Here is a 12,008-nt window from a genome sequence, read left to right as displayed (position 1 = left end):
CACAAAAATCAGCATATAGCGTATAAAAGGACTATCCGTGGCCGAAGGCAAAGTGCTTTCCTTCCAGGACCTGATCCTGACCCTCCATGCCTATTGGGGGAAGCAGGGCTGCGTCATCCTGCAACCCTATGACATGGAAGTCGGCGCAGGCACCTTCCACCCGGCGACCACGCTGCGCGCGCTGGGGCCTCAGCCCTGGAACGCCGCCTATGTCCAGCCCAGCCGCCGCCCGACCGACGGCCGCTATGGCGAAAACCCCAACCGGCTCCAGCATTATTACCAATATCAGGTGATCATGAAGCCGTCGCCGGCGAACCTTCAGGATCTCTATCTGGGATCGCTGAAGGAAATCGGCATCGATCCGCTGGTGCATGACATCCGTTTCGTCGAGGATGACTGGGAAAGCCCGACGCTGGGCGCCTGGGGCCTTGGCTGGGAAGTCTGGTGCGACGGGATGGAAGTCACCCAGTTCACCTATTTCCAGCAGATGGGCGGCTATGACTGCAAGCCGGTCGCGGGCGAACTGACCTATGGCCTCGAACGCCTCGCCATGTATATTCAGGGCGTCGACAGCGTCTATGACCTGAAGTTCAATGATGCCGGCGTCACCTATGGCGACGTGTTCCTGGCCAATGAACAGCAGATGTCGAAATGGAATTTCGAGGTCGCCGACACCGAAAAGCTGTTCCGCTGGTTCAAGGATTGCCAGTCCGAATGGCGCCAGTGCATCGACAATGGCGTCCCGCTCGCCGCCTATGATCAGGCGATCAAGGCCAGCCATGTGTTCAACCTGCTCCAGGCGCGCGGCGTCATCTCCGTGCAGGAACGCGCCAGCTATATGGGCCAGGTGCGCGACATGGCCAAGGGCAGCTGCGAAGCATGGATCGCCACCAACGCCGAAGAATGGGCCGCGAAATTTCCGGGGTGGACTGCCTAATGACCGATTTCCTCCTCGAACTGCGCTGCGAAGAAATCCCCGCGCGCATGCAATTGAAGGCGTCGGACGATCTTGCCCGCCTCTTTGCCGAAGAACTGGCGAAGGCCGGGCTGAAGCCCGCCGCGATCGACAGTTTCGTCACGCCCCGCCGCCTTGCGCTGATCGCGCGCGGCCTGCCGCTGGAAACCGCGGCAGTCAGCGAGGAATTCAAAGGCCCCCGCACCAGCGCTCCCGCGCAGGCGCTGGACGGCTTCCTGCGCAAGACCGGCCTGACCCAGGATCAACTGGAGGATCGCGACGGCGTCTGGTTCGCCGTGGTGAACAAGCCCGGCCGCGCCACCGCCGATGTGCTGGCGCAGGCCGTGCCCGCCGTCGTGCGCGCCTTCCCCTGGCCCAAGTCGATGCGCTGGGGCACCGCCAGCCAGACCACCGAAAGCCTGCGCTGGGTCCGCCCCTTGCAGGGCATCGTCGCGCTGCTGGGTGGCGAGGTGATCGCGATCGAGATTGACGGCATCGTCGCCGGTCGCGAAACCGTGGGCCATCGCTTCCATTCGACCGGCCCCGTCACCATCGACGGCGCCGACGATTATGCCGCAAAGCTGCGCGCCGCCTATGTCATCGCCAGCCATCAGGAACGGCAGGCGATCATCGAGGCAAAGGCCAGTGAAGCCGCCGCCGCGCAGGGCTATAGCGTGATCGAGGACAAGGGGCTCGTCGCGGAAAATGCGGGTCTGACCGAATGGCCGGTGCCGCTGCTGGGCGATTTCGACCCGGCCTTCCTTGAGGTGCCGCCCGAAGTCATTCAGCTAACCCTGCGGATCAACCAGAAATATTTCGTGCTGCGCGACGCAGCGGGGAAACTGGCGCCCGCCTTCATCTGCACCGCCAATATCGACGCGATCGATGGCGGCGTGGCGATCGTGGAGGGCAACCGCAAGGTGCTGGCTGCCCGCCTCAGCGACGCGCGCCATTTCTGGGAAGAGGATCAGTGGCATCATGAGGGCACGGGGGCCGCACGCCGCCGCTCGACCCGCAAGACGCTGGCCGAACATGCCCAGAAGCTGGAACGCATCACCTTCCACGAAAAGCTGGGTACCGTCGCCGACAAGGTGGAGCGGGTCGTCAAATTGGCTCGCTTGTTGGTTGATACCAAAATAGTGAAGCCAGTATCTGGGGGCTCCGAAACCGAGCTTTTCAACAGCGTCTCAACCGCTGCTCGCCTCTCTAAAGCCGATCTCGTTACCGAAATGGTTGGCGAATTTCCTGAGTTGCAGGGAATTATGGGGGGCTATTATACGCGCGCGGAAGGCCTTCCCGATGCCGTCGCTGATGCCATCCGGGATCATTATAAGCCCGCCGGACAAGGCGATGATGTGCCGGTTGCGCCGGTAACGGTCGCGGTAAGCCTTGCGGACAAGCTTGATAGCATTTGGAGCTTTTTCGACATCGACGAAAAGCCCACGGGTTCCAAGGATCCGTTTGCTCTTCGTCGTGCCGTACTGGGCGTCATTCAGCTCATCACTCGGAACAATCTTCGATTTTCGCTCGAAACTTTGCGACTTTGGGCGGAAAGGCCTATCTTTTCGTCGCAGGCAACGGCTGATTTGAACAATTTCTTCGCCGACCGCCTCAAGGTCCAGCAGAAGGAAGCCGGTGTTCGTCACGACCTGATCGACGCGGTGTTTGCGCTTGGCGGAGAGGATGATCTTGTCCGCCTGCTCGCCCGCGTGAAGGCGCTTCAGTCCTTCGTCGCGACCGACGACGGCGCCAATCTGCTCGCCGGCTACAAGCGCGCCGCGAACATCCTGAAGAAGGAAGCACCTAATTCCGTCATGCCAGCGGATGCTGGGGTGAGCTTTTCGGAACTGTCCTACACCCCCGAAAAAGCAGAAGCTGACCTGATCGCGGCGCTGGACGCGGCGGAACCGCGCGCGGCGCAGGCGGTGGCGGACGAAGCCTTCGAAGGCGCCATGGCCGCACTGGCGACATTGCGGGCGCCGATCGACGCCTTCTTCGATACCGTCATGGTCAATGACACCGATCCGGCGAAGCGCACGACTCGCCTCGCATTGCTGGCGCGGGTTCGTGATGCAGTGCACAATGTTGCAGACTTTTCGAAAATTGCCGGGTGAGGTAAGAATATTCTGATATTTACGGGAAATATGCGAAGTTAAGCGCGATAAATCCTATCGTCCAAGACTTTACGCCGCTAATTGCGGCATTATTATTGCAACGCACAACCACGGCAATCAGTGCAGGGAGAGCCGCTACTATGGTAATGACGGATGAGGCCCAGATGAGCACCACTTCGACACGCTATGTCTATCGTTTCGGCGGCGGCGTGAATGATGGGGGCAAGGGTGACAAGAACCTGCTGGGCGGCAAGGGCGCGAATCTGGACGGCATGGCCGCCATCGGCCTGCCGGTTCCGCCGGGCTTCACCATCACCACCGAAATGTGCACCCGCTATTATACCGATGGCGGCGTCTATCCCGACAGCCTGAAGGCGGAAGTCGCCAACGGCATCGCCCATATCGAGGGCATCACCGGCAAGAAGTTCGGCGACGCGGCCGATCCGCTGCTGGTGTCGGTCCGTTCGGGCGCGCGCATCTCCATGCCCGGCATGATGGACACCGTCCTCAACCTCGGCCTCAACGACGAAACCGTGCTCGGCCTTGCCACGGCGTCGGGCGACGAGCGTTTCGCCTGGGACAGCTATCGCCGCTTCATCCAGATGTATTGCGACGTGGTGCTCGAACTCGATCATGGCGCGTTCGAGGAAGCCCTCGAAATCGCCAAGGAAGATCAGGGCTATACCCTCGACACCGAAATGACCGCCGACGACTGGAAGGCGCTGGTCACCGAATATAAGGCGCTGGTTGCCAAGCTGTGGGACAAGCCTTTCCCGCAGGACGTGCATGATCAGCTCTGGGGCGCGATTTCGGCCGTGTTCGGTTCCTGGCAGGCCGACCGTGCGAAGGTCTATCGCCGCCTGAACTCGATCCCCGGTGACTGGGGCACCGCCGTCAATGTGCAGGCGATGGTGTTCGGCAATATGGGCGACACGTCGGCGACCGGCGTGGCCTTCACCCGCGATCCGGCCACCGGCGAAAATGCCTATTATGGCGAATATCTGATCAACGCCCAGGGTGAGGACGTTGTGGCAGGCATCCGCACGCCGCAATATCTGACCCTTCAGGCGCGCGAGCGGGCAGGGGCCAAGCCGCTGTCGATGGAAGAGGCGATGCCGGAAACCTATGCCGAACTGGCGAAGGTGTTCCAGATCCTCGAAACCCATTATCGCGACATGCAGGACATCGAATTCACGGTGCAGCAGGGCAAGCTCTGGATGCTCCAGACCCGTTCTGGCAAGCGCACCGCCAAGGCCGCATTGAAGATCGCGGTCGAAATGGCGAATGAAGGCCTGATCAGCGAGGAGGAAGCCGTCGCCCGCGTCGATCCCGCCGCGCTCGACCAGTTGCTCCATCCGACCCTCGATCCCAAGGCTCCGCGCGATGTGCTGACCAAGGGCCTGCCCGCCTCGCCGGGTGCGGCCAGTGGCGCGATCGTGTTCGATGCCGACACCGCCGAGCGTCGCAACGAACTGGGCGATTCGGTCATCCTCGTCCGTGTCGAAACCAGCCCGGAAGACATTCACGGCATGCACGCGGCCAAGGGCATCCTGACCGCGCGCGGCGGCATGACGTCGCACGCGGCCGTGGTGGCACGCGGCATGGGCCGCCCCTGCGTCTCCGGTGCGGGCAGCCTGTCGATCGACAACAAGGCGAAAATCCTGCGCATCGGCAGCCGGGAACTGAAGGAAGGCGATATCCTGACCATCGACGGCGCCACCGGCGAAGTCATGGCGGGTGAAGTGCCGACCGTGCAGCCCGAACTGGCCGGCGATTTCGGCATCCTGATGGGCTGGGCCGACAAGGTCCGTCGCCTCAAGGTTCGCGCCAACGCCGAAACGCCACAGGACTGCAAGGTCGCACGCGAATTCGGTGCCGAGGGCGTGGGCCTGTGTCGTACCGAACATATGTTCTTCGACGCGGCCCGCATCACGGCGGTCCGCGAGATGATCCTGGCCGACAGCGAGAAGGGCCGGCGCGCTGCGCTCGACAAGCTGCTACCCGAACAGCGGGACGATTTCGCGCAGATCTTCATGGTGATGGCCGGCCTGCCCGTGACCATCCGCCTGCTCGATCCGCCGCTTCACGAATTCCTGCCGCATGGTGAAGCGGAGTTCGAGGAAGTGGCCAAGGGCGCAGGTGTCAGCGTCGACACCCTCAAGCGTCGCGCCGCCGAACTGCATGAATTCAACCCGATGCTGGGCCATCGCGGGTGCCGCCTTGGCGTCACCTATCCTGAAATCTATGAGATGCAGGCTCGCGCCATCTTCGAAGCCGCACTGATCGTGAAGCAGCGCAGCGGTGAAGCGCCGATCCCCGAAGTCATGATCCCGCTCGTTGCGACCCGCAAGGAACTGGAACTGATGAAGGCGATCGTCGATCAGGTCGCCAAGGACGTCTTCGCCGAGCAGGGCGCCTCGGTCGACTATCTGGTCGGCACGATGATCGAACTGCCGCGCGCGGCGTTGAAGGCTGGCGAGATCGCCGAAGTCGGCGAATTCTTCTCCTTTGGCACCAACGACCTGACGCAGACGACGATCGGCATCAGCCGTGACGACGCTGGCCGTTTCCTGACGCAATATGTCGACAAGGGTATCTTCGCCCGCGATCCGTTCGTCAGCATCGATGTGGAAGGCGTTGGCGAACTCATCGAACTGGCGGCCGAACGCGGCCGTGCGACCCGCCCTGGCATCAAGCTGGGCATCTGTGGCGAACATGGTGGTGATCCGGCCTCGATCGCCTTCTGCGAGCAGACCGGCCTCGATTATGTCTCGGCCTCGCCTTATCGCGTGCCGATTGCCCGTCTGGCGGCGGCACAGGCCGCTCTGGCAAAGAAATAACAGAAAAGGGCGGGAGGCAACTCCCGCCCTTCTTCGTTCGGGGACTATTGGTTCAGGCCGATCCGGTAAGCCGACTGAACAGGCCTGGCTTGTGGCCGCGCTCCAGTTCGGTTGCCTGACCGCGCCAGTCCTCCTGCGTGATCGTGCCGGGTTTCAGGCCCAGCCGCGCCTCCAGCGTCGCTTCCTGCTCGCCATTGAGCGCCGCGATCTGGCCATAGCGATGATAGCCTGCCTCGTTCAGCGCAACCTCCTGCGCCTGGCTTATGCCATTGATGCGGCTCAGGTCATCACGACCATGTACGGCGCCACCCACGGCAGTAGCGGTGCCCGAACCGATCGGCCCGGATTGCCGCTCTAGTTCGGCGATTCGCGCATTGGCCGCTTCGACCCGGGCATCGCGCTCCTTGATGGCCGCATGATGGGCGATCTGCTCGTCGCGCCACAGCCGCCGATATTTGCCGCGTCCGCTCATTATCAGGCCCAGCAACCAGCCAACCGCTAGCGCGATCAGCAACAGAGCCAGTTGGTTCAGGGTGAAGCTCATTTTCCGCGTCCTCCTGACCGATTGAACGTTGAAAGGGCGATAAAAGTTGCGGTGTCGAAAAAGTGCAAAAAGGAGCTTGCCCAATCGTCCGGTCGCTTCTATCAGCGCGTCTCCAACGCACCCGTAGCTCAGCTGGATAGAGCATCAGACTACGAATCTGAGGGTCGGACGTTCGAATCGTTCCGGGTGCACCATTGGAAACATTGTTGGAGAATGAGGCTTAAAGCCTTTATTCTTGAACAAAATATGCACCCGTAGCTCAGCTGGATAGAGCATCAGACTACGAATCTGAGGGTCGGGCGTTCGAATCGCTCCGGGTGCACCATTAAAAATATTGTTGGAAAACAGGGCTTAGGCCTTTGCTTCTAGCAAGAAATATGCACCCGTAGCTCAGCTGGATAGAGCATCAGACTACGAATCTGAGGGTCGGACGTTCGAATCGTTCCGGGTGCACCATTTCTCCTGAATACAGCAAAAAGGCAGGGCAGCTTTGGCTGCCTTTTTCTTTGCCCTTCATCCAGTCGCCAGCGCCACCATGGCGTCGATATCGATATGCTGTTCCAGCAGCGCGGCAATCTCGTCCAACGCATCCTCGACCGAGCGATCATAATCCGCCCCAGCCGATTCGCCGCCAACCCGGCGCAACAGCGCATCCCGCAAATCCGTGCTGGCGAGCATACCATGGACATAGCTGCCCATCACATGCCCATCGCGACTGATTGCCCCATCCGGGCGTCCATCCAACAGCGCGAAAGGTTGCGCGCAGTCCGGCCCCGCCGTTCGGCCCATATGCATCTCATAGCCGCCGAAATCCGCCTCAAGCGCGCGTCCCCGAATGGCCTCCAGCGTCTTGGTGCCGCTCAGCACCGTATCGACCTCCAACAGCCCCAGTCCGTCGATCGCACCTGCTGGGCCTTCCAGTCCGTCAGGGTCGGCGATCGTCCGCCCCAGCATCTGATAGCCGCCGCAAATGCCCAGCACCGCGCCGCCACGCCGATGATGCGCCCGAATGTCGATATCCCAGCCCTGCGCCACCATCGCCCGCATATCGGCAATCGTCGCCTTGGAGCCGGGCAGGATCACCAGCGCCGCATCCGCCGGGATCGGCTGCCCCGGTCCGATCATGCGCAGGTCGACACCCGGCTCCAGCTTCAACGGATCAAGATCGTCGAAATTGGAAATGCGCGGCAGCACCGGACAGGCGATGATCAGCGGCGCCTCGACGGAAAAGGAACGCCGCTCCAGCACGACCGCATCCTCGCTCGGCAGTCGCGCGACCGCATCCAGCCAAGGCACCACGCCAAAGCCGCGCCAGCCCGACAGCGCCTCGATCTGGCGATAGCCATCCTCGAACAGCGCCGGATCGCCCCGGAATTTGTTGATCAGGAAGCCCCGGATCATCGCGGCATCGTTGGGATCGATCACCGCCCGCGTTCCCACCACGGCCGCGATCACGCCGCCCCGGTCGATGTCACCGACCAGTATCACCGGCACATTGGCCACGCGGGCAAAGCCCATATTGGCGATGTCGCCGGCGCGTAGGTTGATCTCGGCAGGCGACCCCGCGCCTTCCACCACGACGATGTCGCAGTCAGCCCTTAACCGTTCATAGCTTTCGACCACCGCACCCAGCAATTGCCCGCGCGCCGACCGGAAATTGCCTGATCCCAACGCACCGCGCACCCGGCCATGGACGATCAATTGCGATGTCCGGTCGGCCTGGGGTTTCAGCAGCACGGGGTTCATATCGGTATGCGGGGCCACGCCACAGGCGATCGCCTGCAACGCTTGTGCCCGACCGATCTCCCCGCCATCGCTGGTGACAGCGGCGTTGTTCGACATATTCTGCGGCTTGAACGGCCGGACCCGGTAGCCCCGGCGTACCAGCGCTCGGCACAGTCCGGCGACCAGCACCGATTTGCCAACGTCCGATCCGGTTCCCTGCAACATGATAGCGCCCATGCCCTGCTCCTGACGGGGCAGGCGCCACAAGGCAAGAGGGGAGGGTGATCAGGCGACGACGGAGGCTATACCGCAGCGCCGCTGATGCACCCGCACGTCGGCCGTGCCGATACGCACGCCCAGCGTGGCGGTGACGCTGTTCAATATGCCATCCAGCAGCGGCGCGGTCGTCCCCAGCACCGCGCCGACCAGCGGGCTGAGCGGGCTATTGCTGATGGTGATGCCCAGCACCGACACCTGCACCTGCGTCTGGTTGGTCAGGCTGGCGGCAATCCCCTGCGTCACATCGCGCGTGCTGACGGTCTTGACCTGTTGCGCGCTGATTTCGCTGGGGGAGAAGAAGACATTCTGCGCGTGCGTGCCGCCCAGCGAAATGTTGGTGTAGGCACTAATCTTGGTTCCCAGCAGCGTCTGCGCCAGCAGGGCAGAACGAGGATTGGCAGGCGTCGAGAAATTGGTCAGCGCATCGACATCGATATCGGCGAGCGCAGCCGTACCGACCGATGGCGTGACCGCCAGCGTGACGCCGCCATTGTCGCCGCACTGGATATCGGACAGGCGCGCTTCGGCCGCCGCCAGTTCGATATAAAGGGGTATCCTGATGGTCGCGATGCCTGCCAGGACTGACGCCACGGTGCTTTCCAGATAGATGCGCGTCTGCGCCGTCCGCAACACGACATCTTTCTTGGAAGTAATACTGACGAGCGGCGTTCGGGTCTGCCCCTCGCCGGTCACGACCATCAACCGTGTGCTGGTAAGGCCCGGGACAGCGACCTTCAAATCCATGGGTACCGACGTTCCCGACGCAGGGCTCAGCACCATGCGTAACATGGAAAAAGCATCCAGCAGAATGTTGGGCTGCCCCGTCGCGTTGGTGGCATTGCGTGCCGGACCCAGGTCGACGATGTCGCTCAGCCGGACCGATCGACCAGGTATACGGCTCGCCAGCGTCAGCAGCGTCGTCGCTGCCTGACTGCCTGCGATACTGTCCCCCATCGCCCCCAGCAGGTCGGATATCGGGATCTGTCGGTCGAACAGCGTGGCATAGCTATCATCATTGCGTCCCGTCCGTACCTTCAGCGCATCGGCAAAGCGCAGCAGGTCGACATTGGCACTGACCAGCCCGTTATAGTCCATGACAGACAGATTGAGTTCGGTCCCTGCCAGACTGGACAACAGCATATTAGGCAGGCCGCCGCTTAGCGAGGCCAGGCCGGTACCGAGCGAAAAGGCGGCAGCATCGCTGCGAGCAGCAACAGCCCGCGCCGCCAGATCGACGCCATCACGCCCCACCAGCAGCCGTCCGAAGAAGAGGGGGGTGCGCCGCGTCACCACAACCCGTGTTGCGCCGCCACTGGCATCGCCGACCCGAAAGCGGTCGGCCACAGCGACGGATGAATCCGCAGTGTAAGCGCCATTTTCCAGCGTCGACAGCGTAACACCATTAACTCCGCTTTGTGTAACCAGTTGTTCGGCGGCGGACCGCCCGCCCTGCGCGGCGGCAAGCGCTGCCGCATCGGCGATACCCTGCAATTGGCGGCGGGCGAGATAAACCGATCCCAGATCGACAGCCACCGTTGCGGCACCCGCCAGCATGAACAGGGAGCCGGCCAGCAGCACGGTTGCGCCGCCACGCCGATCGGTGGCAAGCCTTTTGCGCCTGAAAAATCTCATTGGGTGGTAATCCGCACGACGGCACTGCGCTGCAAAACGCCGCCCGGTAATTTGATCGGAATGGCAGAAAATAACGGCGCATTCGACAGATTATAGCTGAGCGTCACGGTGTAATAGCCGCCGTTTTCGGTGGTAGCCGTGACGATCGACTGCGCTCCCGGCACCGGGAAAGCGCTGCGACTGGCGGTGACACTCTGATCCACCAGAGATCGGCGTTCCGTGGTGCTCAGGCCAGCGACCGACGCGCGTGCTGCATCATTGGCCGCCTGTTGCAGGCTGTGCGCGGTCATGAACCAACTGCCAAAACCCATTATGCCCATAAGCATGGTGATCAGGATTGGGAGGGCAAAGGCCGCCTCGATCAATGAACTGCCACGCCGATCAGCGGGCAATAGCGAAAGCCGGCGGACAAGGGCCTTGAAGCGAAAAGGGACATGATCTGCCATGTCCCCAGATTACTTCTCGCCGGCCAATAAAGGGTGTTCGACCTACCGAAAGGCGCTGCGCAATATATGTAGTTATCGCCGCTAATCGCTGGAAATAAAGCGCGTCATTGCATGCAAATCTGTCAGTCGACGCCCCATATTGTCATCAGACTACATATTTTATGTGTAAATAGCCATATTAATTACGGCCCACTCAATGCTGGGCGGCTGTACCGGACAGACCCCGTCCTTCTGGCGCAATCACCATGACCGCGCCCTCCGTACCATATGTACCGTGCAGCCTTACCAGACTGACATCGACCGGGACGACATTGCCCCGATTGCTCAGGAACTGGGTGGTTGTTCGGCGATCGCCCTGCCCATTGAGCACCTGCTCCAAATCCTCCCGCAGTATCCGACGCACCGGCATGGCGATCAGGTCGTGCAGCGGCACCCCGATCAGTTTTTCGCACGGCAGACCCATCATGGTGCAGAAGCTGTCGTCCACGACCTCGATGAAGCCCCGCATCGATACACGCAGATAACTGATACCATCATGCAGGCCCATTGCCTTGAGAATGGCTGATTTTATATCAGCGAGTCGGTGATGCTGCATATCGTCCGTAATATCGCGCAGCAGGATCGCGATCCCGGAACCGAAGGGAAATGTCTCGAAATGCAGCCAGCTATCCTTGCGGAAGGGAGAAGGGATGTCGGCGGCGCTGGCTTCACCCGACGCGAGTGTATGCCGGATATGCGCTTCCGTTACTGCGCCCGCAAATTCGGGCAGTGCCTCGAACAGCGGTTTGCCTTCCAGTTGCCGATCCCAACGCTTGGTCATCGACAGGGCGACGGGGTTGACGAAATCGAGGCAGAGGTCACCCCGGCACAGGAAAAGTCCCTGATGAATATGGTTTGCGAGTTCCTGTGTGCGATCCGGAAGGTCCGCTGCCCCCTTTGCCCCTGTCAGTCGGCTATAGGGTTCGATACCCATTAAAATATGGGTTTCGCGGCCATGATGGGTAACGAGTACGGGCTCCTTGGCCCCAACCTCCCGCCAGTGCGCGAAATTGCGCACCAGTTCGGCGGCGGTTACGCTTCGACCTCCTCGAGAGTTCGGCATGCGGAATCCTCTTCTCGTTTCTTGATCTATATTAACATCTTAAAGAGATTCGCTGTCAACCCATCGCATGACGGACAACAGCTATCGCTGTTGAACGCCTAAGCTACAACTTTGGTTGCATCCATTGCGGAGCCAAGCGACTCCGATGCACAGAATCAGAAACTGCGCTGATATTCCAGCGCGTCGAGAATCTTGCCGCCCGCCATGAAGACGGCGCCTGAACAGGCCAGCGCCAGCAATTGGCCACCAACACCGGGATATTGATGCATATATACCGCGCCGCGCTCGGTCGCGCCGAGCGCAAGCGCATAAATGACCATGAAAGCCTCAAACTTGGTCTTGATAATGAAGAGGCTCTTGATCCGGTTCAT

General features: G+C 61.4%; 9 protein-coding genes and 3 tRNA genes. 6 read left to right on the top strand and 6 right to left on the bottom strand.

Annotated features, from left to right (window positions below; genetic code table 11):
• Positions 1-37 precede the first annotated feature (37 nt).
• The 3 genes from BMY84_RS12360 (at position 38) to ppdK (ending at position 5,909) form a co-directional block, all read left to right on the top strand.
• Positions 38-937 (top strand): glycine--tRNA ligase subunit alpha, encoded by a 900-nt coding sequence (locus BMY84_RS12360; protein WP_093084218.1) that lies wholly within the window; start codon positions 38-40, stop codon positions 935-937.
• A complete protein-coding gene (gene glyS / locus BMY84_RS12355; RefSeq protein WP_093084216.1) occupies positions 937-3,069 on the top strand; it encodes a glycine--tRNA ligase subunit beta in 2,133 nt (710 codons plus the stop codon). Before BMY84_RS12360 ends, glyS begins: the two co-directional genes overlap by 1 nt.
• 140 nt (positions 3,070-3,209) lie before the next feature.
• Positions 3,210-5,909 (top strand): pyruvate, phosphate dikinase, encoded by a 2,700-nt coding sequence (ppdK, locus tag BMY84_RS12350; RefSeq protein WP_093084215.1) that lies wholly within the window; start codon positions 3,210-3,212, stop codon positions 5,907-5,909.
• Between the two features lie 52 nt (positions 5,910-5,961).
• Here ppdK and BMY84_RS12345 read toward each other — a convergent pair whose 3' ends face one another.
• Entirely contained in the window at positions 5,962-6,453 is a 492-nt protein-coding gene (locus BMY84_RS12345) for a hypothetical protein (RefSeq protein ID WP_093084213.1), read from the bottom strand.
• 117 nt (positions 6,454-6,570) lie between these two features.
• On the opposite strand from BMY84_RS12345, the gene BMY84_RS12340 reads away from it, so the two are divergent.
• The 3 genes from BMY84_RS12340 (at position 6,571) to BMY84_RS12330 (ending at position 6,909) form a co-directional block, all read left to right on the top strand.
• Positions 6,571-6,647: transfer RNA gene (locus BMY84_RS12340), tRNA-Arg, on the top strand.
• Between the two features lie 54 nt (positions 6,648-6,701).
• Positions 6,702-6,778, top strand: a tRNA-Arg gene (locus BMY84_RS12335).
• A gap of 54 nt (positions 6,779-6,832) precedes the next feature.
• A tRNA-Arg gene (locus tag BMY84_RS12330) sits at positions 6,833-6,909 on the top strand.
• Between the two features lie 57 nt (positions 6,910-6,966).
• On the opposite strand, the gene BMY84_RS12325 is transcribed toward BMY84_RS12330, so the two are convergent.
• The 5 genes from BMY84_RS12325 to BMY84_RS12305 form a co-directional block, all read right to left on the bottom strand.
• Positions 6,967-8,415, bottom strand: coding sequence for a cobyric acid synthase (locus BMY84_RS12325; RefSeq protein WP_093084212.1), 1,449 nt, complete (start codon positions 8,413-8,415; stop codon positions 6,967-6,969).
• 48 nt (positions 8,416-8,463) lie between these two features.
• Complete coding sequence (locus tag BMY84_RS12320) at positions 8,464-10,089, bottom strand: pilus assembly protein TadG-related protein (protein WP_093084210.1); 1,626 nt, start codon at positions 10,087-10,089, stop codon at positions 8,464-8,466.
• The gene (locus BMY84_RS12315) at positions 10,086-10,454 is read right to left on the bottom strand and encodes a TadE family protein (protein WP_256215224.1); all 369 of its coding nucleotides are present in this window, start codon (positions 10,452-10,454) and stop codon (positions 10,086-10,088) included. The genes BMY84_RS12320 and BMY84_RS12315 overlap by 4 nt, the downstream gene beginning before the upstream one ends.
• A gap of 274 nt (positions 10,455-10,728) precedes the next feature.
• The gene (locus tag BMY84_RS12310; RefSeq protein ID WP_093084207.1) at positions 10,729-11,637 is read right to left on the bottom strand and encodes a PAS domain-containing protein; all 909 of its coding nucleotides are present in this window, start codon (positions 11,635-11,637) and stop codon (positions 10,729-10,731) included.
• Between the two features lie 155 nt (positions 11,638-11,792).
• A complete protein-coding gene (locus tag BMY84_RS12305) occupies positions 11,793-12,008 on the bottom strand; it encodes a hypothetical protein (protein WP_093084206.1) in 216 nt (71 codons plus the stop codon).

Origin of the sequence: Sphingobium sp. AP50 (assembly GCF_900109095.1) — a bacterium.
Classification (GTDB): Bacteria; Pseudomonadota; Alphaproteobacteria; order Sphingomonadales; family Sphingomonadaceae; genus Sphingobium.
Note: the sequence above shows the minus strand (reverse complement) of the source record. Positions and strands in the feature narration are given on the sequence as shown.

What these genes read in the sequence shown, in the direction of transcription:
- glyS (WP_093084216.1), top strand. Translation starts at nt 937, where the DNA reads ATGACCGATTTCCTCCTCGAACTGCGCTGCGAAGAAATCCCCGCGCGC.
- ppdK (WP_093084215.1), top strand. Translation starts at nt 3,210, where the DNA reads ATGGTAATGACGGATGAGGCCCAGATGAGCACCACTTCGACACGCTAT.
- BMY84_RS12345 (WP_093084213.1), bottom strand. Translation starts at nt 6,453, where the DNA reads ATGAGCTTCACCCTGAACCAACTGGCTCTGTTGCTGATCGCGCTAGCG.
- BMY84_RS12325 (WP_093084212.1), bottom strand. Translation starts at nt 8,415, where the DNA reads ATGGGCGCTATCATGTTGCAGGGAACCGGATCGGACGTTGGCAAATCG.
- BMY84_RS12320 (WP_093084210.1), bottom strand. Translation starts at nt 10,089, where the DNA reads ATGAGATTTTTCAGGCGCAAAAGGCTTGCCACCGATCGGCGTGGCGGC.
- BMY84_RS12310 (WP_093084207.1), bottom strand. Translation starts at nt 11,637, where the DNA reads ATGCCGAACTCTCGAGGAGGTCGAAGCGTAACCGCCGCCGAACTGGTG.
- BMY84_RS12305 (WP_093084206.1), bottom strand. Translation starts at nt 12,008, where the DNA reads ATGAACCGGATCAAGAGCCTCTTCATTATCAAGACCAAGTTTGAGGCT.